Origin of the sequence: Methylobacterium variabile, from assembly GCF_001043975.1 — a bacterium.
GTDB lineage: Bacteria > Pseudomonadota > Alphaproteobacteria > Rhizobiales > Beijerinckiaceae > Methylobacterium > Methylobacterium variabile.
In genome coordinates this window covers 75359-95692 of the sequence record NZ_LABY01000053.1, presented here as the reverse complement: position 1 = coordinate 95692, position 20334 = coordinate 75359, and the positions used below count along the sequence as shown (strand labels likewise).

21 protein-coding genes are annotated in these 20334 nt (G+C 71.7%); 10 read left to right on the top strand and 11 right to left on the bottom strand.

What is annotated here, in order from left to right; translation table 11 throughout:
• The 8 genes from VQ02_RS09230 to VQ02_RS09195 all read left to right on the top strand — a co-directional run.
• Positions 1-482 (top strand): TetR-like C-terminal domain-containing protein (locus tag VQ02_RS09230; protein ID WP_048443871.1); only part of this gene is annotated, 482 nt, incomplete at its 5' end.
• A gap of 140 nt (positions 483-622) precedes the next feature.
• Positions 623-1039, top strand: a complete 417-nt coding sequence (locus VQ02_RS09225; protein WP_048443870.1) for a DUF2852 domain-containing protein — start codon at positions 623-625, stop codon at positions 1037-1039.
• A 163-nt stretch (positions 1040-1202) separates the two neighbouring features.
• Positions 1203-2453, top strand: coding sequence for a GTP cyclohydrolase II (locus VQ02_RS09220; RefSeq protein WP_048443869.1), 1251 nt, complete (start codon positions 1203-1205; stop codon positions 2451-2453).
• Positions 2454-2531: 78 nt separating this feature from the next.
• Positions 2532-3767: a URC4/urg3 family protein gene (locus VQ02_RS09215; protein ID WP_048443868.1), complete on the top strand. Its 1236-nt coding sequence runs from the start codon at positions 2532-2534 to the stop codon at positions 3765-3767.
• Between the two features lie 40 nt (positions 3768-3807).
• A complete protein-coding gene (upp, locus tag VQ02_RS09210; RefSeq protein WP_048443888.1) occupies positions 3808-4470 on the top strand; it encodes a uracil phosphoribosyltransferase in 663 nt (220 codons plus the stop codon).
• Positions 4471-4555: 85 nt separating this feature from the next.
• The gene (locus VQ02_RS09205) at positions 4556-5563 is read left to right on the top strand and encodes an NAD(P)H-quinone oxidoreductase (RefSeq protein ID WP_048443867.1); all 1008 of its coding nucleotides are present in this window, start codon (positions 4556-4558) and stop codon (positions 5561-5563) included.
• Between the two features lie 111 nt (positions 5564-5674).
• The gene (locus VQ02_RS09200) at positions 5675-5992 is read left to right on the top strand and encodes a hypothetical protein (RefSeq protein ID WP_048443866.1); all 318 of its coding nucleotides are present in this window, start codon (positions 5675-5677) and stop codon (positions 5990-5992) included.
• Between the two features lie 323 nt (positions 5993-6315).
• Positions 6316-6795, top strand: coding sequence for a hypothetical protein (locus VQ02_RS09195; protein WP_048443865.1), 480 nt, complete (start codon positions 6316-6318; stop codon positions 6793-6795).
• Positions 6796-6884: 89 nt separating this feature from the next.
• On the opposite strand, the gene VQ02_RS09190 is transcribed toward VQ02_RS09195, so the two are convergent.
• The 6 genes from VQ02_RS09190 to VQ02_RS09165 form a co-directional block, all read right to left on the bottom strand.
• A complete protein-coding gene (locus VQ02_RS09190; RefSeq protein WP_048443864.1) occupies positions 6885-7766 on the bottom strand; it encodes a 3-hydroxybutyryl-CoA dehydrogenase in 882 nt (293 codons plus the stop codon).
• Positions 7767-7897: 131 nt separating this feature from the next.
• A complete protein-coding gene (locus VQ02_RS09185) occupies positions 7898-8848 on the bottom strand; it encodes an electron transfer flavoprotein subunit alpha/FixB family protein (RefSeq protein WP_048443863.1) in 951 nt (316 codons plus the stop codon).
• A gap of 41 nt (positions 8849-8889) precedes the next feature.
• Positions 8890-9639: an electron transfer flavoprotein subunit beta/FixA family protein gene (locus tag VQ02_RS09180; protein WP_048443887.1), complete on the bottom strand. Its 750-nt coding sequence runs from the start codon at positions 9637-9639 to the stop codon at positions 8890-8892.
• Positions 9640-9787: 148 nt separating this feature from the next.
• Positions 9788-10363 carry a cob(I)yrinic acid a,c-diamide adenosyltransferase gene (locus VQ02_RS09175; protein ID WP_048443862.1) on the bottom strand — a complete coding sequence of 192 codons (576 nt, stop codon included), beginning with the start codon at positions 10361-10363 and terminating at the stop codon, positions 9788-9790.
• 133 nt (positions 10364-10496) lie between these two features.
• Positions 10497-11087 carry an acyloxyacyl hydrolase gene (locus VQ02_RS09170; protein WP_048443861.1) on the bottom strand — a complete coding sequence of 197 codons (591 nt, stop codon included), beginning with the start codon at positions 11085-11087 and terminating at the stop codon, positions 10497-10499.
• A 135-nt stretch (positions 11088-11222) separates the two neighbouring features.
• The gene (locus VQ02_RS09165; RefSeq protein ID WP_048443860.1) at positions 11223-11408 is read right to left on the bottom strand and encodes a twin transmembrane helix small protein; all 186 of its coding nucleotides are present in this window, start codon (positions 11406-11408) and stop codon (positions 11223-11225) included.
• A gap of 420 nt (positions 11409-11828) precedes the next feature.
• On the opposite strand from VQ02_RS09165, the gene VQ02_RS34680 reads away from it, so the two are divergent.
• Positions 11829-12584, top strand: coding sequence for an outer membrane protein (locus VQ02_RS34680; protein WP_053080294.1), 756 nt, complete (start codon positions 11829-11831; stop codon positions 12582-12584).
• A 108-nt stretch (positions 12585-12692) separates the two neighbouring features.
• Here VQ02_RS34680 and VQ02_RS09155 read toward each other — a convergent pair whose 3' ends face one another.
• The 4 genes from VQ02_RS09155 to lptM form a co-directional block, all read right to left on the bottom strand.
• The gene (locus VQ02_RS09155) at positions 12693-15311 is read right to left on the bottom strand and encodes a TIGR02302 family protein (protein ID WP_048443859.1); all 2619 of its coding nucleotides are present in this window, start codon (positions 15309-15311) and stop codon (positions 12693-12695) included.
• 98 nt (positions 15312-15409) lie between these two features.
• Positions 15410-15595, bottom strand: a complete 186-nt coding sequence (locus tag VQ02_RS09150) for a hypothetical protein (protein WP_048443858.1) — start codon at positions 15593-15595, stop codon at positions 15410-15412.
• A gap of 108 nt (positions 15596-15703) precedes the next feature.
• Entirely contained in the window at positions 15704-16975 is a 1272-nt protein-coding gene (lysA, locus tag VQ02_RS09145) for a diaminopimelate decarboxylase (protein ID WP_048443857.1), read from the bottom strand.
• A 103-nt stretch (positions 16976-17078) separates the two neighbouring features.
• Entirely contained in the window at positions 17079-17423 is a 345-nt protein-coding gene (lptM, locus tag VQ02_RS09140) for an LPS translocon maturation chaperone LptM (protein WP_048443856.1), read from the bottom strand.
• Between the two features lie 408 nt (positions 17424-17831).
• Between lptM and VQ02_RS09135 the strand changes: the two genes are divergently transcribed.
• Positions 17832-19940, top strand: coding sequence for a hybrid sensor histidine kinase/response regulator (locus tag VQ02_RS09135; RefSeq protein ID WP_048443855.1), 2109 nt, complete (start codon positions 17832-17834; stop codon positions 19938-19940).
• Between the two features lie 146 nt (positions 19941-20086).
• On the opposite strand, the gene VQ02_RS09130 is transcribed toward VQ02_RS09135, so the two are convergent.
• Entirely contained in the window at positions 20087-20332 is a 246-nt protein-coding gene (locus VQ02_RS09130; protein ID WP_048443854.1) for a hypothetical protein, read from the bottom strand.
• Positions 20333-20334 lie beyond the last annotated feature (2 nt).

Sequence of the window (20334 nt, the reverse complement as noted above, 5' to 3'; positions counted from 1 at the left end):
CGCTCTACCGGCACTTCCGCGGCCGCGAGGCCCTGCTGGAGGAGGTGGCCGAGCGGGGCTTCTCGGAGCTGGCCGCCCGCCTCGCCCGCGCCCTGCGCGGCCCCGGCACGCCGCTCGAGCGCTTCACCCGCATGGGCGAGGCCTACCTGACCTTCGCCGAGGAGGAGCCGGGCTACTACGCGGCGATCTTCGAGGCCCGCCCTCCCGGCCCGGACGGCTGCGCGCCGGTGCAGCCGCCGCGCGACCGCGACGCCTTCGGGCTCCTGGTCGAGGCCCTGCGCTCGACCTTCCCGGACGGCTTCTCCGCCGGCGTCGATCCGCGCTTCGTCGCCCTCGAGGTCTGGGCTCTCTCCCACGGCATCGCCACCCTGGCGGCTGCTGGCCGCCTGCCGACGGGGCCGGGCCTGCCGACCAAGTACGATCTCCTGCGGGCCGGCGTGCTCGCCATGGTGCACGGGGCCTCGGTGCGGGCAGGAGGGTGAGGCCCCCGGACGGCCGGAAGCGGATGCCGCGCTCGTCCGCGGTCCCGGTGCATTTTTACCCTGATCACCCTCCTTGAAACCACCAGGTCGGCCCCGCATGTAAATGTCGTTCACATTCACATCCTCCGGGAGGTCGTGACGTGTCGTATTCCTCTGCCCCCTGGTCGAGCGGTCGCGCCTGCCGCAACGGCCCGTTCCCGCGCCGCTCCATCGAGATCGGCGCGATCGTCATCGGTTTCATCTACGCGTGGCCCTTGGCCGCTGCCTACGTGGTGTGGAAGCTCATGGGATATCCGGCTCTCAACGAGATGAAGGCGTTCGCCGAGCGCTCCGTCCGCGGCGGCTTCGCGGGCTTCGGCGCCGCGCGCCAGGACAGCGGCAACTGGGCTTTCGAGGAGTATCGCCGCAAGGAGATCGAGCGCCTCGAGCAGGAGCGCCGCCGCCTCGAGGAGGAGAGCCGCGCCTTCACCGAGTTCGTGGACGAGCTGAAGCGCGCCCGCGACCGCGAGCAGTTCGACGCCTTCATGGCCCGCCGCCGCGCCGGCTCGAACTACTGATCGGCTGACGGGTGGCCCCCGCTGCCGCCAAGTTGGGCGCGGCGCCCAGGCCTTCGGCTTGACGCCACGAATCGCCTGGGCCACCCTCCATAAGGTCAAGCACACGACAGGCTCTCCGCGGCCCCCGCGGGGAGCCTTCTCCGTTGAAGGACGGCGCGGCCGCATGACCACTTCGAACCGCTCGACGCATATCCGGCTCACCTCGCATCCCGAGCCGGGCGCCGCCCGCTGGCCGATCCGCTGGGGCGCCGCCGATCCGCGCGAGCGCGGGCCGATCATCGGCACCGTGACCAACCCGGCCGACCGCAACGTCATCGGGGCGAATGGCGGCGCCTACTCCCTCTACCGGGCGCTCGCGATCGCGGGCCGGGCCCTCAACCCCATGACCCGGCCGGACCTCACCAACACCCATCCGGTGGTCGAGATCGGCCCGCACCCGCAATGGGCGGATCCGGAGAAGATCGTCTCCCTCGATCCCTGGGGGCATAGGCCAGGGGAGGTGTTCCGGGAGGCGATCGCGACCGGCACCGACATCCGGCCGACCATCGCGGTCACCAAGGCGCGGCTCAGCCTGCCCGAGATCCTGGCGGCGATGGGCGCCCATCGTCTGGCCGCCGACGGCACCGTGCTGCACACCACCGGCGACATCTCGGTCACCAAGATCGCGGTCGACCCGGTCTGGTACCTCCCGGGCGTCGCCGCCCGCTTCGGCACCAGCGAGACGGCCTTGCGCCGCACCCTGTTCGAGCAGACCGGCGGCATGTTCCCCGAGCTCGTCACCCGGCCCGACCTCCAGGTCTTCCTGCCGCCGATCGGCGGCTGCACCGTCTACGTGATGGGCGAGGTGGCGGGCCTGTCCGACCCGCGCCGGCGCATCGCCTGCCGGGTTCACGACGAGTGCAACGGCTCAGACGTGTTCGGCTCCGACATCTGCACCTGCCGGCCCTACCTCACGCACGGCATCGAGGAATGCGTGCGCGAGGCTCAAGGAGGGGGCACCGGCGTCATCGTCTACAACCGCAAGGAGGGGCGGGCGCTGGGCGAGGTGACGAAGTTCCTGGTCTATAACGCCCGCAAGCGCCAGGAGGGGGGCGATTCCGCCGCCACCTACTTCGAGCGCACCGAGTGCGTCGCCGGCGTGCAGGACGCCCGCTTCCAGCAGCTGATGCCCGACGTGCTGCACTGGCTCGGCATCCGCCGGATCGACCGGCTGATGTCGATGTCGAACATGAAGTACGACGCGATCACGTCCTCGGGCATCGAGGTCGGCGAGCGGGTGCCGATCCCGCCGGAGCTGATCCCGCCGGACGCCTCGGTCGAGATCGAGGCCAAGAAGGCCGCGGGCTACTACGCGCCGGACGGCACCACCGACGCCCTCGACGCCGTGAAGGGCCGCGACCTCGAGCGGTTCTGAAAGGAACCGAGCGGTTCTGAGCGAACCGAGCGGTTCCGAGCGAGCCGGCTTCGGCGCCCGCGCGACTTGCCTTTGGAGATGCCCGTGCCTGAGTTTTCGACCGCCCGCAGCCTGCTCTCGGCCCGGGCGGTGCGCGCCCGCGCCGAGACCCTGCTCAAGGCCGGGTTCGAGGGCCGGCTCGACCACTTCGTGGTCGATGCCGACCGCCTCGGGCCTTGCGCCGACGCGGTGGTCGAGACCATCCGGGACGCCTATCCGGACCTCGCGATCCCCTATCACGCCCGCTGGCGCCACTTCGCCGTTGGCGGCTTCGAGCGCTGGGGCTCCCTCGTCCACGCCGCTCCCTTCGCGGATCCCGCCGAGCAGGCCCGCGCCGCCTTCGACCTCGTGGTGGTGAGCGTGCTCCTCGATGCCGGCGCCGGCCCGACCTGGCGCTACGAGGAGGGCCGCACCGGCGAGACCTACGCCCGCTCCGAGGGGCTGGCGGTGGCGAGCTTCGACATGTTCGTGTCGGGCCTGTTCTCGTCCGAGCCCGAGGATCCGTTCCGGGCCGACGCCCGGGCGCTGGCGAGCCTGACCGAGGCGGAACTGGCGGAGGCCTTCCAGGCCGGGCCGACCAACCCCCTCGTCGGCCTGTCCGGCCGCACCGCGCTCCTCAACCGCCTGGGCCAGGTCGCGGCGGCCGACCCGGAGGGATTCGGGCCGCAGGCCCGGCCCGGCGGCCTGTTCGACCGCATGAAGGCCAGGGCGCGCGACGGCGAGGTGTCCGCCGAGACGGTGCTCGAGGTGCTGCTGACCCATCTCGGGCCGATCTGGCCCGGCCGCATCGTCCTCGACGGGGTCGATCTGGGGGATACCTGGCGCCATCCGCTGGCCGGCGGCATCGGGCCGACGGAAGGGCTGGTGCCGTTCCACAAGCTGTCGCAGTGGCTCGCCTACTCGCTCCTGGAGCCGCTGGAGGAGGCGGGCCTGACCGTCACCGGCCTCGGCGCGCTCACCGGCCTGCCCGAGTACCGCAACGGCGGCCTCTTCCTCGATACCGGCGTGCTCTCCTTGCGCCGTCCCGAGGAGGCGTCCCGGCCGCACCCGGTCGATTCGCGCCTCGTCGTCGAGTGGCGGGCGCTCACCGTCGCGCTCCTCGACCTGCTGGCCCCGCTGGTGCGCGAGCGGCTCGGGATCGCCGATCCGGACGCCCTGCCCCTCGCCAAGGTGCTGGAGGGCGGCACCTGGGCCACCGGCCGGCGCCTGGCAAGGTCCTTGCGCCCGGAGGGCGCGCCGCCGCTTGCCATCGACAGCGACGGGACGGTGTTCTGACCGCTATAGGAGTCCAGTGATCGTGAACGGGGAGACGGCGATGCAGGGTGCGGGTGCGCGCGGAGGGACGGGCCTGGCGCCGGTCACGGTGGTCGATCATCCGCTGGTGCAGCACAAGCTGACCCTGATGCGGGACAAGGCTCGCTCCACCAAGGGCTTCCGCCAGCTCCTGAACGAGATCGGGACGCTGCTCGCCTACGAGGTCACCCGCGACCTGCCGCTCGAGCCGGTGGAGATCGAGACGCCGCTGGTGCGGATGCAGGGGGCGCAGATCGCCGGCAAGAAGCTCGTGCTGGCGCCGATCCTGCGCGCCGGGGTCGGCTTCCTCGACGGCATGCTGTCGCTCCTGCCCTCGGCCCGCGTCGCCCATGTCGGGCTCTACCGCGACCCGGATTCGCTGGAGGCGGTGGAGTACTACTTCAAGGCCCCGTCCGACCTCGGCGACCGCACCGTGCTGGTCCTCGATCCGATGCTGGCGACGGCGAACTCGGCGGTCGCCGCGGTCGACCGGCTGAAGGAGCGCGGCGCCCGCGACCTGCGCTTCGTCTGCCTGCTCGCCGCGCCGGAGGGCCTGGCCAGGTTCCAGGGCGCCCATCCCGACGTGCCGGTCTGGACCGCCGCCATCGACAGCCACCTGAACGAGCACGGCTACATCCTGCCGGGCCTCGGCGACGCCGGGGACCGGATGTACGGCACGCGCTAGGAACAGGACGGGGCTGCCCCTTGCCGCCCCGCAGCCGGCGCGGCAGGTAAGGACGCGTCGCATCCCGCACAGCCGGAGCCGTCCCATGCCGTCGATCCCCGCCACCATGCGCCAGGTCCGCTTCAACGGGGCAGGCGGTCCGGAGGTGATCGGGATCGAGACCGTGCCGGTGCCGCGGCCTAGCCCGAACCAGGTGCTGGTAGAGGTCGTGGCAGCCGGCGTGAACCGGCCCGACTGCCAGCAGCGCGCCGGCAAGTATCCGCCGCCACCCGGCGCCACCGAGGTGCCGGGCCTCGAGATCGCCGGCCGCATCGTCGCCTTGGGGAGCGGCGTCACGGATCTGCGCGAGGGCCAGGAGGTCTGCGCGCTGACGATCAGCGGCGGCTACGCCGAGTACTGCGTGGCGGATGCCGCCCTCTGCCTGCCCCGGCCGGCCCCGCTCTCCCTCGTCGAGGCGGCTGGCCTGCCGGAGAACTACTGGACCGTCTGGACCAACGTGTTCGAGCGCGGCCGCCTGCAACGGGGTGAGCGCTTCCTGGTCCATGGCGGGTCGAGCGGCATCGGCTCGACGGCGATCCAGCTCGCCAAGCAGTTCGGCGCCACGGTCTATGCCACCGCCGGTTCGGCGGAGAAGTGCGCCTTCTGCGAGTCTCTCGGGGCCGACTACGCCATCAACTACCGCGAGGCCGACTTCGCCGCCGAGGTGAAGCGCCTGACCGAGGGCCAGGGGGTCGACGTGATCCTCGACATGGTCGGGGCCGCCTATCTCGAGCGCAACGTGAAGTCCCTCGCCCTGGAGGGACGGCTGGTCATCATCGCCTTCCTGCAGGGCTTCACGGCGGAGAGCTTCAATCTCACCCCGGTGATGATCCGGCGCCTCACCGTGACCGGCTCGACCCTGCGCCCCCGTACCGTGGCCCAGAAGGCGGCCATCGCGGAGGGCCTGCGCCGCGAGGTCTGGCCGCTCCTCGAGGCCGGCACCGTCAAGCCGGTGATCCACGCCACCTTCCCGCTGGAAGAGGCGCGGGCGGCGCACGAGCTGATGGAATCGAGCGCCCATCTCGGGAAGATCATGCTGCTGACAGGGAAGTAACCCGGGGAGCGCCCGAGGTCCGGCAGGAACCTCGGCCGATCGGTGACGTTGGCTGGTCACGACGATCATCGCTCGGTGCGACTGTCCGCCGAGCCCACCGCGAGGTGCCGCATGGATACCAACCGCCCCATCGAGACCCCGACCGAAGCCCGCCAGGGCGCGAAGGGCCGTCCCGTCCTCTACGTGCTGCTCGGCAGCCTCGCCCTCCTGGCGATCGCCATGGTGGCGCTGCTCGGCTGGAACGGCGCCAACGCCCCGAAGGACTACGCCAGCCAGAGCCAGGACGCCTCGCGCCAGCAGATCACCGGCTCGACGACGGGCAGCGGCAGCGGCACCTCGTCGGCGAACAGCGGCGGCGTGCCGGCCGGCAACCCGGCCTATCCGGCCCCGGCCGAGCCGAAGGCGACGGGCTCGACCAACGCCAAGTGAGGCGTCACGCCTGACGTGCGAAGGGCTGCCCCTCGGCCGAGGGGCAGCCCTTCGGCTATTCGGGGATGGGTCACCGACAGCCTTCGGCCTCTGATCGGCGATGTCCGAGCAGGTTCGGGTGATCAGACCTGATGATCTCGCGAAACCCGCCGCCCTGGTGCCGCTGATAGCTGGCGGCAAGGACGATGAGAGCCGATTCCAGGATGGCCCGGCACGATCGATCGGCCCCGGTCACGGAATCCGCTTCGCACGGAGATTTGATTCCGTTCAGCCCGACGCCTTCCGTAGGTTGTCGTTCCCTGCTGAGGGATCGTGTCGTAGCGATGCGACGCTTGATGAAGTTCCTTCACACGATGGGGGCCATCGGCCTGATGGGCGCGATGGCGTCCCTGATCGTGCTGCTGGGCCTCGTTCCTTCGCCATCCGCCTTGCCCAGCTACGCCCTCATGCGCGGCGCGATGGCCGCGGTGGCGACCTGGATCTTCCTCCCGTCACTCGCGCTGATGCTCGTGGCCGGATTGCTGGCGATCGCGCTCAACCGCGCCTTCCACACTGCCGGCTGGGCTTGGGTGAAGCTCGCGACCGGCATTCTGATGTTCGAGTACGGCTTCGTGGGCGTTCAGGGGCCGATGCAGCGGGAGGCCGATCGCAGTGCGCAAGCGCTCGCCGGCCGGGTCGACCCGGCAACGTTGGCCGAATCTCTTGGTGCGGAGCGAGGCACGCTGTGGGTGCTGCTCGCGATCGCGACGGCGAATGTCGTGCTCGGTGTCTGGCGACCGCGCATCATGATCCGGGTCCGCTGAAACGGGCCGCGGCGTCTCGCGAGGCGCCTGCTCGGAGCGGACGCGCCTCTCGAACCCCGGCGGCCGCAGGGTCGAAGCGGGACGAGCCCTCAGCGGGTCGGGACCGGCTCCGCCCCGCGATAGTCATAGAAGCCGCGCTTGGTCTTGCGGCCGAGCCAGCCGGCCTCGACGTACTTCACCAGGAGCGGGCAGGGGCGGTACTTCGAATCGGCCAGGCCCTCGTAGAGCACCTGCATGATCGACAGGCAGGTATCGAGGCCGATGAAGTCGGCGAGCTGGAGCGGGCCCATCGGGTGGTTGGCGCCGAGCCGCATCGCGGTGTCGATCGAATCGACCGAGCCGACGCCCTCGTAGAGGGTGTAGATCGCCTCGTTGATCATCGGCAGCAGGATGCGGTTGACGATGAAGGCCGGGAAATCCTCCGAGACCGTCACGATCTTGCCGAGGCGCTTCACGAAAGCCTTGGCCGATTCGTAGGTCGGGTCCTCCGTGGCGATGCCGCGGATCAGCTCGACGAGCTGCATCACCGGCACCGGGTTCATGAAGTGGATGCCGATGAACCGCTCAGGCCGGTCGGTCGAGGCGGCGAGCCGGGTGATCGAGATCGACGAGGTGTTGGTCGCCACCATCGTCTCGGGCCGCAGGGACGGGCAGAGCGCGTTGAAGATGCTGCGCTTGATCGCCTCGTCCTCGGTCGCGGCCTCGATCACCAGGTCGCAGGGGCCGAAATCGTCGAACGTGTCGACCGGCACGATCCGCTCGATCGCGTCCCGCCGCTGGTCGTCGGTGATCGCGCCCTTCGAGACCTGGCGCAGCAGGTTGCCGTTGACGGTCGCCAGCCCGTTCCTCAGGCGTTCGGGATCACGGTCGTTCATCCGCACGTCGAGCCCGGCCAGGGAGCAGACATGGGCGATGCCGCTGCCCATCTGACCGGCCCCGATGATGCCGACCGTCTTGATCTCGATGCCCATCACACCCCTGCCTTCCCACCGCGCCGACCCGAGCGTTCATATCACCGCGCCTTCGCAGATGCGAAGGGTTCCAGTGGACCCCGGGTCTTTGTACCGCCCCTCGCGCGGTTCCGCGCGAGGGGCGGCGTTCCTCAGCCCTTGGCCTTGGCGATCTCCTGCTGCAGGTCCGGCACCACCTGGAACAGGTCGCCGACCAGGCCGTAATCGGCGACCTGGAAGATCGGCGCTTCCTCGTCCTTGTTGATGGCGACGATCACCTTCGAGTCCTTCATCCCGGCCAGGTGCTGGATCGCCCCCGAGATGCCGACCGCGACGTACAGGTCCGGCGCCACCACCTTGCCGGTCTGGCCGACCTGCCAGTCGTTCGGGGCGTAGCCCGCGTCTACCGCTGCCCGCGAGGCGCCGACCGCCGCGCCGAGGGTGTCGGCCAGCGGCTCGATCAGCTCCTTGAACTTGTCGGCCGAGCCCAGCGAACGCCCGCCGGACACGATGATGCGAGCCGCCGCCAGCTCCGGACGGTCGGACTTGGCGATCTCCTCGCCCTTGAACGACGACTTCGTCTCGGGAGCGGCGGCCGCGGCAGCGGCCTCGACCGGGGCGGCGGCCCCGCCCTCGCCCGTCGCCTGGAAGGCGGCGGTGCGCACCGTGATCACCTTCTTGGCGTCGGTGGCCTGCACGGTCTGGATCGCGTTGCCGGCGTAGATCGGCCGCTCGAACGTGTCGGGCGAGACCACCTTGATGATGTCCGAGACCTGCGCGACGTCGAGGAGGGCGGCGACGCGCGGCAGCACGTTCTTGCCCTCGGTCGAGGCGGCGGCGATCACGGTGTCGTAGGCAGCGGCCAGCTCCGCCACGAGCGCGGCGGTGGGCTCGGCGAGCAGGTGATCGAAGGCGGCATCGGAAGCCACCAGCACCTTCTCGACCCCGTCGAGTTTCGCGGTCGCCTCGGCGGGGCCTTGCGCGTCAGCGCCGAGCAGCAGGGCGTGGACGGGTGCGCCGAGCTGCTTGGCGGCGGTGAGGGCCTTGACGCTGGCGTCCTTCACGGCGCCGCCGGCATGCTCGACCAGCAGGAGGGTGGTCATGGCGTGATCGTTCCTTCCGGTTGAGGGAGGCTCGGGCGTCCTCAGAGGACCCCGGCCTCGACCTTCAGCTTGTTGACGAGCTCGGCGGCGCTGGCGACCTTGACGCCGGCCTTGCGGCCGCCCGGCTCGACGGTCTTGAGCACCTTCAGCCGCGGCGCGACGTCGACGCCGAGCGCCTCCGGCTCGACCGTGTCGAGAGGCTTCTTCTTCGCCTTCATGATGTTGGGCAAGCTCGCGTAGCGCGGCTCGTTGAGGCGCAGGTCCGTCGTGACGATCGCGGGCAGCGTGAGGTTCAGGGTCTGCAGGCCGCCGTCGATCTCGCGGACGACGTCGAGGCTGCCCTCGGCCACCTCGAGCTTGAACGCGAAGGTGCCCTGCGGCCAGCCGAGCAGGGCGGCGAGCATCTGGCCGGTCTGGTTGGAATCGTCGTCGATCGCCTGCTTGCCGAGGATGACGAGATCCGGGCTCTCCTTCTCCACCAGCGCCTTGAGGAGCTTGGCGACGGCGAGCGGCTCGACGGCGGCGTCGGTCTTGACCAGGATGCCGCGGTCGGCGCCCATGGCGAGCGCGGTGCGGATGGTCTCCTGCGCGGCCTGCGGGCCGATCGAGACGGCGACGATCTCGGTGACCTTGCCCTTCTCCTTGAGGCGGATCGCCTCCTCGACCGCGATCTCGTCGAAGGGGTTCATCGACATCTTGACGTTGGCGAGCTCGACGCCGGATCCGTCCGGCTTGACCCGGATCTTGACGTTGTAGTCGACCACCCGCTTGACGGGCACCAAGACCTTCATGATCGTCGCATCCTTCAGGACCAAGGGACGATCGTGGCCGGGCCCTCCCTCGGCCAGCCAGCGATCATCCCCGATGAGCAAGGTGGCGCGGACCGTAGCGGCCGATTTTCCGAATTGTCAACGCGCGCCGGAGGGCCGCGCCTCCCCGTCAGGTGCGGGTCTTGCCCGGCACCCAGAGCACGTCCGCGGCGCCCCCGTCATTCGCCACCCGGGCGGCGACGAACAGGAAGTCGGACAGGCGGTTCAGGTACTGGATCGCCACCGGCGAGACGGTCTCCCCGGGCGTGGCCGCCAGTGCCACCGCCAGGCGCTCGGCCCGGCGGCAGACCGTGCGGGCGAGGTGGAGCGCGGCCGCCGCGGGCGAGCCGCCGGGCAGGACGAAGGAGCGCAGGGGCGAGAGCCCGGCATTGAGCGCGTCGATCTCCTGCTCCACGCGCTCGACCTGGGCGGCCACGATCCGCAGGGGCTCGTAGGAGAGGGGCTCGCCGGTCTCCGGGGTGGCGAGGTCGGCGCCGAGATCGAACAGGTCGTTCTGCATCCGGCCCAGCATGGCGTCGAGTTCGCCCCTGGTGTGCAGACGGACGAGGCCCAGGCAGGCGTTGGTCTCGTCGACCGTGCCGTAGGTCTCGACGCGCAGGTCGGCCTTCGAGCGCCGCTCGCCGCTGGCCAGGGCCGTGGTGCCGGAATCGCCGGTGCGGGTGTAGATGCGGTTGAGGACGACCACGGGCACTCTCCGTCTCTCGCGTGGAGCCGCCCAGAGGCCCGCATGCCCGTCCACCGCGGGCGGGCCCGCTTCGGCGGCAGGGTTCGGGCGACCCTATATCAGATCGCCCCTGTCCGCTGCCGCCGGGATGCCGTCAGAAGGTGTAGGAGATCTTGCCGCCGTAATTGGTCAGGCCGCGGTTCTCGACGCAGAGGCCGGCATTCGACATGTGCTCGATCGTCGCCATCACGCTCCAGCGCTCGTTGATCCGGAAGCCGATGGCGGCACCCTCGCGGAACAGCGGCGAGCAGCCGAGAGAGTTGTAGATCTTGGGCACGTAGAGCTTCGGCCCGGTATAGCCGTCGTGGAACGCGGCGCCGAAGAAGCCCTCGACGAAGATCCGGTCCGTGACGTCGAAGGTCCAGGTGGCACCGAGATAGGCGTAGCTGGTACGGCCGTCGACGTTGTAGCTGCCGCCGACCGTCGGGCGCGGCACGAAGGCCGCCCAGAACCGGTCGAGCCCGGTGACCGGCTTGGCGAACAGCAACTCCGCGTTGATGTTGCTGGTGTTCTTCTCGTTGCTGCCTGGGTCCTGGGCGGAGCCGCCGATGCGGAACTCTGAGACGATGCTCAGCGGCTGGACCGGCGGCCGGTAGGACGGGACCAGGACCGAAGGTTCGGCGGCCTGGGCAGCCGGCGCCGCCATGAGGAGTGCGGCCGCGAGGCTCGGGGGGATTACGCGCATCTGTCGAAACGGTCCACCGCCCCTTGGTGGGGCGGCGTTCACCCTAGCCAGAGGCCTCGCGTCTCGTCTCGCTTAACAATCCGTCTCGCCGCGGTTTTCCACCCCGTGCGACCGCACCGCCACACTGCCGCAGGGTCATCCCCCGCGCCACCACAGCACCCCCATGATGACCAGGATGGCGACGAACTGAAGCACGACCCGCAGCCGCATCAGCCGCTGCGAGAGGTTGGCGCTGCCGCCGCGAAGCATGTTGGCGAGGCCGAACAGCAGCACCACGGCGACCGCGAGGCAGGCGATGAGAACGACGGTGTTGCCGGACATGGATGAGGAGGCTCGCGACAGGGAACGGCCTGATAAGGCCGATCCCGGCCTGCAGGGGAGGCGGCCCCGCGACGCAGGGAATGCGTGGGAGTGACGCGCGGCAGCCGGCTCGCCGGCCGACTCGTGAGCTTCCTACTCATGACCTGTGCTCAACCTGCCGTCACGACAGTCCCGCGAAGTCGACCGGCGGCATTGGGACGGCGCGTTAAGATTTAATTCATGATTAAAGCCCGTCCGCAGTGTTGCAAAAATGCGATAGACGGAACAGGCCTCAGGCGGCTATCTGCCAGGGTCCAGTCACGGCTCGCCGGAATTGTCGCGCCATCTTCAGGGCGGCGCAGGTCGCGAGCGTGGTCTTGCACATGGCTGGGTCGCTGCGCGATCGGCCGGAATCGAACAAACCGTTTGGGGATTGATAACGTGAAGTCGTCTCTGCTCGCAGCTGCCAGCCTGCTGACGCTGATGGGCGGCGCGCATGCCGCCGACCTGCCGCGCCGGGCCGCCCCGCCGCCGGTCATCGCCGCGCCGCCCGCCTTCACCTGGACCGGCTTCTACGCCGGCGTGAACGCCGGCGGCGCCGTCGGCGGCGACTTCCGCGCCGCGACGACGGCCCCGCGCCCGGCCGCCCTGCCGCCGAGCCGGGCGGAGGTCTCGGCCGCCGGCTTCGTGGCAGGCGGCACCCTGGGCTACAACTATCAGTTCACGCCCAACAACGGCTTCGTCGTAGGCGTCGAGGCCGACGCGGGCTACTCCGACATCCACAACGAGTTCCGGGTGTCGTCGGGTGCCGCCGGCACCGCCAGCGGCGGCCTGAAGACGGACACCTACTTCGTCACCGTCCGGGGCCGCGTCGGTTACGCCTGGGGGCCGCTCCTGGCCTACGTCACGGGCGGGTGGGCCTTCACCGAGATCGGGGCCCGCGGCAGCGTCGCGGCGCCGGGCCTCCTGGCCCCGGCATCGTTCAACGCCTCCATCCCGGTCGACGGCTACACCGTCGGCGCCGGTCTCGAGTACATGATCACCCCGAACCTCTCGGTGAAGGGCGAGTACCTGTACGCCGACTTCGAGCGCGACGTCCGCTTCCGGGCGCTGGGTACCCAGTTCGGCGTGCGGACCGGCCTCGACACCCACCAGCTGAAGGTCGGCATCAACTACCACTTCAACCTGTTCAACTGACGGGGCACGGCGCCCGATCGCCAGGCGGTCGGTCTGCCGTCGTTGGATGGTCTCCGCTGACGGCGCGATTCCCCCGGGGATCGCGCCGTCGCCCGTTGAAGGGCGATCTCAGTTCCGCCGCAGCAGGCGCTCGAAGTAGTCGAGCTCCTCGGCCGGGCGGCTCGGGTCGCCGAGCTTGCGCCGCAGCTCCTCCAGGATGCGCCGGGCCCGCTCGACGCCAGACTCCTCGGCGGTTGGCACGCGCACCCGGCCGTCCGAGAAGTCGCGGCTGCGGGTCGGGCGGCCGAGGGGATCGTTGTCCCGCGCGCCCTGCCGGCCGGGCTGGTTCGGGTTACCCTGGCCCTGCTGCCCGTCGGCCGATTGCTGGCCCTCGCCCTCCTGGCCCATCTGCTGCATCTGCTGGGCGAGCCCCTGCGTGCCGCGCTGCAGCCCCTCGAGGGCGCGCCCCTGCGCGTCGACGGCGGAGCCGTCCTGGCCCTGACTGATCGCGTTCTCGGCCTCCCGCATCGCCTGCTCGGCGTCGGAGAGGCCCTGCTCACCCTGCATGCCGAGCTCCTTCATCCGCCGCTGCAAGTCCTCCAGGCGCTGGCGCAGGGCCTGCTGGCGGTCGCCCAAGCCCCCCTGCTGCCCACCCTGCTGGCCGCGCTGCCCCGGCTGCTGGCCCTCGGAGCCCTGCGGCTCACCACCGCGCTGACCCTGCTGGCCGCGCTGGCCCGGCTGGCGCTGCCCCTGCTGGCCGGGCTGCGGCTGGCCGCGGTTGCCGAAGCGGCGTTCCTGCCCCTGGCGGAAGGTCTCGTCGCGCAGGCCCTGCTGCTCCCGGGCCATCGCCTCGAGATCCTGCATCGAGCGGTTCATCTCGCGGGCCGTGGGGTCGCTCATGCGCGAGTTCGGCTGGGCGGTCTGCAGGTTCTCGAGGATGCCGCGGAGCTGGTCGAGGAGGCGCTGGGCCTCCGCCACGTCGCCGCGCTTCATCGCCTCCTGCATCTGGTCGAGCATCTTGGAGAGATCGTCCGGCGTCACCGTGCGGTCGGCCTGCCGGTTGTTCTGCTCGGCCCCTTGCGGGTTCTGCTGCTGGCGCTGGGCGAACTCCTTCAGGAAGCGGTCCATCGCCTGGCGCAGCTCGTCGGTGAGCTTCGCGATCTCCTGGTCGGAGGCGCCGCGGTCGAGGGCATCCTTCAGCCGGTCCTGGGCGGCGCGCAGGGCCTTCTCGGCGTCGGAAAGGTCGCCCTCCTCGATCTGCAGCGCCATGGTCCAGAGCAGGTCCGCAACCTCGACCAGGGCCTCGTCGCTCTTGGCCGCCCGCAGGCGCCGCGCCGCCTCCTTGAGGCCGAGGAAGACGCCCCATTGCGGCGTGAAGCGCTCGGGCGCGATCAGGAGCGCGTCGAGGGACGCCTCGACCCGGGCGCGGCCGCCGTCGGGATCGAGGACGAGGCGGCGACGCTCCTCGGCCAGCGACCGGGCCAGGGGCTTCGTGAAGAAGCGGCCCGGCAGCGTGAAGGCGAGAGAGGGGCTGCGCCCCTCCTGCCCGGCCTCGTCCTTGGCCACCAGGGTCAGCAGCACCTTGGCGCCGGCCCAGGGATTGTCGGTGAGGTCGATCAGGGTGCGGGTGTCGCTGGTGCCCTGCGCGTCGGCGGGCAGGCTCAGGGTCAGGCGCGGCGGCGGCACCAGGCTGCGCCCCTTCGCCTGCGGCTCGACGAGGCCCTCGGCAGAGGCGAGGCCATAATCGTCCTTGGCCCGGTAGGCGAGGGTGAAGGTGCCGCGCCCGTTCGGTTCGGGCTGGCCCGCGAAGGCGATCTCCGGCGGCCGGTCGGGGATCGTCTCGACGGTGAGGCGGTGGCTGGTGGAGAAGCCGGTCTGCACCGTGACGTCGGCGGTGCCGCCCGTGAGGGTGAAGCGCTCCTCGCGCAGGTCGGGCCGGGGCGGCGACGCGGCGGGCAGGGCCTTGAGGCCGCTGCCCGGCGTCACCGTGGCATCGCCCGCACCCGCGACGCGCACCACGAGGGTCGAGTTCACCGGCGCCCGCAGACGCTGGCCCGCCTCCGCCAGAGTGACGATGAGGGGCGGCATCCGGGTGTAGAGCGGCGGGTCGATCCAGCCGTCGACCCGGAACGAGGGCGCCGCCGCCACCGGCCCGCGCCAGTCGAAGGCGGCGCGCAGGCGGTCGCCCGCCTCCGGACCGGCCACGAAGGCGCCGGCGACCGCGGCCAGGATCGCGCCGGCGCGCAGGGCGAAGGGATCGCGCCGGACCATCCCGGGCTGCGGCCCGGAGACCTTCAGGCGCTGCACCGCCGCCGCGGCCCGGCGCCGGTGCAGGGCCCAGAGGGCCTGGGCGCCGGGATCGTCCCGGCCGAGGGCGAGGGTGTCCTCGAGCGCCCGGGCCGGGCGATGGCTCAGGCCCGCGTCGCGGTCGATCCGCGCCAGGGCCTGCGTCCGGGCGATCCGCCGCAGGCGCAGGAGCGGCGCGAGGGCGACCGCCAGGGCAATTCCGAAGGCTGCGACCCCGGCCATGCGCAGGGTCGGCCCGGCATCGAGCCAGAGGCCGAGCCACGAGGCCGCGAGGAAGAGCAGCACCACCGCGAGGCCGCGCCACAGGATCGGCCAGGCCTGCTCCCACAGGGTCACCCGCCCGGCGCGGACCACGAGCCGGTCGAGCCCGGCGCGCACCGGGTCGGGCTGGCCGCCCGCGGCGGGGCTGCGTCGCGCGGTGTCCGGCTCGGCCTTCGTCATGCCTTGGCTCCCGGTGGCACCCGTCCGCGGACGGGCGAAGGGGGCAGGCTAGCACGCCGGCCGGAGCGGGCCAGCGGGTCAAATCGGCTCAGGGCCGGTCAGCCGCCGCGCGGCCGGTCCGCGGGGGTCTGGGGCTCGACCTCGCCCTGCCGCGCCGCCGCCTCGCGCAGGGGCTGCACCGCGCTGCGGGCCTGGGCCAGGGTGGCCTGGTGCTCGGCGACGATGCGGAACGCACGCTCGACCACGGCCTCCGCGCGGGCGAGCAGACTGCCTTGAGGCGCCATGGCTAGAGGTACTCCCGTGACATGCCGGGACCTTACCGCGAGAGGTCTGGCCGGTCGGTTCGGAAATCCCCTCGAATTTTAGCGATCTGCGTTCCGGCGCACGGTGCGTCAGCCCGCCAGCCACTCCGGCACCCGGTCCAGCCCGATCAGCTCCTCGTAGGATTGCCGTGGCCGGATCACCGCGTGGTCTGAACCGCGCACCAGCACCTCGGGCACGAGCGGCCGGGTGTTGTAGGTGCAGGCCTGCACCGCGCCGTAGGCGCCGGCGCTCATCACGGCGATGAGGTCGCCGGGCTTGACCTCCGGCATCTCGCGGGCGAGCGCCAGGTAGTCGCCGCTCTCGCAGACCGGGCCGACCACGTCGGCGGTGAGGCGGCCGGAATCCGGGCCGGGCTCGGTCACCGGGCGCAGGGCGTGGTAGGCCTCGTAGAGCGTCGGGCGGATCAGGTCGTTCATCGCTGCGTCGACGATCACGAAGGTGCGGCCCTCGCCGTGCTTCACGTACTGGACCCGCGTGACCAGCACGCCGGCATTGCCGGCGATCATCCGGCCGATCTCGAAGACGGGCTTGAGGCCCAGCGGCCGGAAATGCGGCCGCAGCACCGCCGCGAAGGCGGCCGGGTCGGGCGGAGGGGCGTTGTCGTCCCGGTACGGAATGCCGAGGCCGCCGCCGAAATCGACGTGGTGCAGGCGGTGGCCCGCCGCCATCAGGTCGCGGGCGAGGCCGCACAGCAGGGCGGCGGCGTTGTCGTAGGGGGCAAGGTCGGTGATCTGGCTGCCGATATGCATGTCGACGCCGACGAGCGACAGGCCGGGCAGGGCGGCGGCCCGGGCGTAGACCTCCCGGGCCCGGGAGATCGGGATGCCGAACTTGTTCTCCGACTTGCCGGTCGAGATCTTGGCGTGGGTGCGGGCGTCGACGTCCGGGTTGACCCGGATCGACACCGGCGCGGTCGCGCCCTTCTGGACGGCGACCCGGGAGAGCAGCTCCAGCTCCGGCTCGCTCTCGACGTTGAAGCACAGGATGCCGGCCTCGAGGGCCGCCGCCATCTCGCGCTCGGTCTTGCCGACGCCCGAGAAGACGATCCGCTCGCCCGGGACCCCGGCGGCGAGGGCGCGGCGCAGCTCGCCCTCCGAGACGATGTCCATGCCGGCACCGAGGCGCGCCAGGGTGGCGAGCACCGCCTGGTTGGAGTTCGCCTTCATGGCGTAGCACACGAGGGCGTCATCCCCCGCGAAGGCCTCGGCGAAGACCCTGTAGTGCCGCTCCAGGGTGGCGGAGGCGTAGCAGTAGAACGGGGTGCCGACCGCGTCTGCGAGCCGGGCCAGGTCGACATCCTCGGCGTGAAGCACGCCGTCGCGGTAGCTGAAGTGATGCATGAGGCTGACTTGACGGTCCGGGCGCCGGCGCGCCGAAAGAGGCGCTGCGCCCTCTACACGAAAGCGGCGGCCCTTTGCACCCTTCCGTCCGGTGCGGCCGCCGTCAGAGCAGCGGGTCGAGGGGGAACGGCTCCTTCGGGACCAGGTAGCCCTTGCGGCGCCGGGAGGAGGACTCGGTCGGAGCCGGGATCCCGGTCGGCGCCGAGACGGCCGCGGCCGGCAGCTCGTCGCCCTCCTCGGGAGCGTTGGTGCCGGCCTGGAGCCCGATCCCGCTCGGCAGGGTGTTGACCGCCGCGGCCCCGGTCCTCGGGCGCGGCGCCGTGGCGCCGGCCTGCGGCTGCACCGCCGGGGCCGCCGCGGGCGGGGGCTCGAGCGGACCGCGCCGGCCGCAGGCGGCGGCCGAGAGGGCGATCAGGCCGAGGAGGACGAGGGTACGGGTACGGAGCACGGGCGAGGTCCGGGCACTGGAGCATCCGCCGACCGAGCGGGCATGGGGTCGTCGCGGAGGATGCGTCACGATCGGAAGCCTGGAGCAGGGCCCGACAGCACCGCGACCGGGCGCCGCTCCAAGCGTGGCGGGAGCACCATAGCGGCCGGCAGCCCGCGAGGCGAGCCCGGCCGCGCGGGGCGTTGCGCGGCATTCGAGCGTGGCCGTTAAGGAGGCGTTGGACGGAGGACCGGAAGAGTGCGTCGGCAGCGTCCCGCCGATGCCCGGGCGACACACCACCCGGACAACGGCGCGCCCGGCCGGCGCCGGGCGACGGATTAGCGATCGTTTCGCTCGCCATTCCGTTAATGAACGGTTAAGCTTCTCGCCGATCGCCGCGTCGGCTTCCGTCGCGTTTGTGAGTGTCCCGTGAGCCTTTCGACGGTGCGGCTGCACCAGCTCCTCGTCGCCGCGGCCTTCCTGGTGCCGTGCGTCGTCCTGGTGGGCGCGGCGTGGTGGAACCGGGCCGAGGTCCTGCGGGAAGAGGACAGCGCAGTGGTGCGCACCGCCGCGGTGATGCACGAGCACGCCTCCAAGGTGTTCGACACCGCGGAACTCGCGATGGACCGGGTCGACGACTACGTCTTCGACCGCAGCTGGAGCCAGATCGCCGCGAGCGCCACCGGCGGCTTCCTGGCGAGCCTCAAGGCGCCGCTGGCCCAGGCCCGGGCGGTCTGGGTCGTCGACCCGCAGGGCCGGGTGCAGGCCTCGAGCCGCGAGGGCGACCTCGGCCGCGACCTGTCGGAGCGGGACGTTTTTTCGGTCCACCGCCAGCGCGACATCGGCATCTACGTCAGCCCGGCCGTCCGGGAGCCGGACGGGCTCACCGCCTTCATGGTCAGCCGCCGCCGCTCGACCGAGGACGGGCGCTTCGACGGCGTGATCGTGATCGCCCTCGGCACCGAATACTTCGCCCGCTTCTACGCCGAGATCGCCGCGCCGACGGCCCACCAGGCGATGCTGCTGCGGGCCGACGGCGCCCTCCTGGTGCGCGATCCGCCCGGCCCAGAGGCCGACGCGCGGCTGGCGCCGAGCGATCCCCTGCTGCGGGCGATCCGGGCGAGGCCGCAGGGCGGGGCGGGCTCCGGCACCCCGCCGGGGGAGACCGAGCGGCTCTACGCCTGGCGCCGGATCGGCGACTATCCGGTTCAGGTCGCCTTCTCGGTCGAGACCACGGTTGCCCTCGACCGCTGGTACGACAACCTGCGGGTCTACGGCCTCGTCGCCACCGTCTCGGCCCTGACCCTGGTCCTGATGGCCTGGCTGGCGCTCGCGCGGGCCCGGGCCGAGCAGCAGGCGCTCTCCGACCTCAAGCGCGAGCACGCCCAGCGCCTCGCCGCCGAGAGCCAGCTGCGCCAGTCGCAGAAGATGGAGGCGGTGGGCCAGCTCACCGGCGGCATCGCCCACGACTTCAACAACCTGCTGGCGGTCATCACCGGCTCCCTCGAATTGGTCCAGCGCCGCATCGCCCGGGGCGACACCGATGTCGGCCGCTTCATCGCCGGCGCCCTCGACGGGACCGACCGGGCCGCCAAGCTCACCCACCGCCTTCTCGCCTTCGCGCGCCAGCAGCCTCTCGAGCCCCGCCCCACCGATCCGAACCGCCTCATCACCGGCATGGTCGACCTGCTGCGGCGGACGCTGGGGGAGACCGTCCGGGTCGAGACCCGCCTGATGGCCGATCCGCCGGCGGTGTTCGTCGACCAGAACCAGCTCGAGAACGCGATCCTGAACCTCGCGGTCAATGCCCGCGACGCGATGCCGGGCGGCGGTCGGCTCACCCTCGAGACCACCGCCGGCACCCTCGAGGACGGCACCTCCGCCGTCGCCGTCACCGTGCGGGACACCGGCACCGGGATGCCGCCGGAGGTGGTGGCGCGGGCCTTCGAGCCGTTCTTCACCACCAAGCCACAGGGGCGGGGGACGGGTCTGGGGTTGAGCCAGGTCTACGGCTTCGTCACCCAGTCCGGCGGCCGCGTGCGCATCGACAGCCGGCCGGGACAGGGCACCGCCATCGAGCTGACGCTGCCGGTGAGCCTGGAGGGCGTGCCGGCCGAGACCGCCGGGCGGGCGAGCCTCGCCGCGCCTGCCCCCGGCCGCGCGGCCCAGACCGTGCTGGTTGTGGAAGACGACGCCGCCGTGCGCCTCGCCAGCGCCGAGACGATCGGCGAGCTCGGCTACCGCACCCTGACGGCGCCGGACGGGGCGGCGGCGCTCGCCACCCTCGACCGCGAACGGGAGGTGGCGGTGCTGTTCACCGACGTGGTGATGCCCGGCATCGACGGGCCGACCCTCGCGGCGGAGGCCCGGCGCCGGCGGCCGGACCTGCGGGTGATCTTCGCCACCGGGCATCCGCGGGACGACCAGCAGGAGGGTCCCCGGCCGGCGCCCGGCGAGACGGTGCTGCGAAAGCCCTTCACCATCGAGGCCCTGGCCGAGGCCCTGGAGGCGACGAACCGGGCCGAGGCGTCGGCGTGAGACCGCTCACGCCGCCCGAGGAGCGGGGACGCCCCCGGGCCGCTTGGATCCGGCATCGTCCCGGAGCCGCGACGCGCGGCCCGGAACGCTGATGGCGCATCGGGCGACGGCCGGCCCGACCTGCGGCCTGCCCAGTCCCGGGAGGCCTACTTGTGGGTCTGCTCGTAGTAGTCGATCGCCCGCCGGCAGTTGACCGAAATCTTTTTCATGTTCTTCTCGAAGCAGCGATCGACCTCGGGGCTCTCCGGCGGCAGGTTGCCGCAATAGGTCATGTAATCGCCGGTGCAATATTTCTTCAGATTAGGGTCGTCGCGCTGGGCGGAAGCAGGGCCAGCGAGCAGCATCAGGCTGCCGGCGGTCAGGAGGGCGAGCGACATCGGCCTGAGCATCATGT

Excerpts from the sequence above, each read along its gene's own strand:
- VQ02_RS09220 (WP_048443869.1), top strand. The coding sequence starts at position 1,203 with ATGACCACTTCGAACCGCTCGACGCATATCCGGCTCACCTCGCATCCC.
- VQ02_RS09215 (WP_048443868.1), top strand. The coding sequence starts at position 2,532 with ATGCCCGTGCCTGAGTTTTCGACCGCCCGCAGCCTGCTCTCGGCCCGG.
- upp (WP_048443888.1), top strand. The coding sequence starts at position 3,808 with ATGCAGGGTGCGGGTGCGCGCGGAGGGACGGGCCTGGCGCCGGTCACG.
- VQ02_RS09205 (WP_048443867.1), top strand. The coding sequence starts at position 4,556 with ATGCCGTCGATCCCCGCCACCATGCGCCAGGTCCGCTTCAACGGGGCA.
- VQ02_RS09200 (WP_048443866.1), top strand. The coding sequence starts at position 5,675 with ATGGATACCAACCGCCCCATCGAGACCCCGACCGAAGCCCGCCAGGGC.
- VQ02_RS09195 (WP_048443865.1), top strand. The coding sequence starts at position 6,316 with ATGCGACGCTTGATGAAGTTCCTTCACACGATGGGGGCCATCGGCCTG.
- VQ02_RS09190 (WP_048443864.1), bottom strand. The coding sequence starts at position 7,766 with ATGGGCATCGAGATCAAGACGGTCGGCATCATCGGGGCCGGTCAGATG.
- VQ02_RS09185 (WP_048443863.1), bottom strand. The coding sequence starts at position 8,848 with ATGACCACCCTCCTGCTGGTCGAGCATGCCGGCGGCGCCGTGAAGGAC.
- VQ02_RS09180 (WP_048443887.1), bottom strand. The coding sequence starts at position 9,639 with ATGAAGGTCTTGGTGCCCGTCAAGCGGGTGGTCGACTACAACGTCAAG.
- VQ02_RS09170 (WP_048443861.1), bottom strand. The coding sequence starts at position 11,087 with ATGCGCGTAATCCCCCCGAGCCTCGCGGCCGCACTCCTCATGGCGGCG.
- VQ02_RS09165 (WP_048443860.1), bottom strand. The coding sequence starts at position 11,408 with ATGTCCGGCAACACCGTCGTTCTCATCGCCTGCCTCGCGGTCGCCGTG.
- VQ02_RS09155 (WP_048443859.1), bottom strand. The coding sequence starts at position 15,311 with ATGACGAAGGCCGAGCCGGACACCGCGCGACGCAGCCCCGCCGCGGGC.
- VQ02_RS09150 (WP_048443858.1), bottom strand. The coding sequence starts at position 15,595 with ATGGCGCCTCAAGGCAGTCTGCTCGCCCGCGCGGAGGCCGTGGTCGAG.
- lysA (WP_048443857.1), bottom strand. The coding sequence starts at position 16,975 with ATGCATCACTTCAGCTACCGCGACGGCGTGCTTCACGCCGAGGATGTC.
- VQ02_RS09130 (WP_048443854.1), bottom strand. The coding sequence starts at position 20,332 with ATGATGCTCAGGCCGATGTCGCTCGCCCTCCTGACCGCCGGCAGCCTG.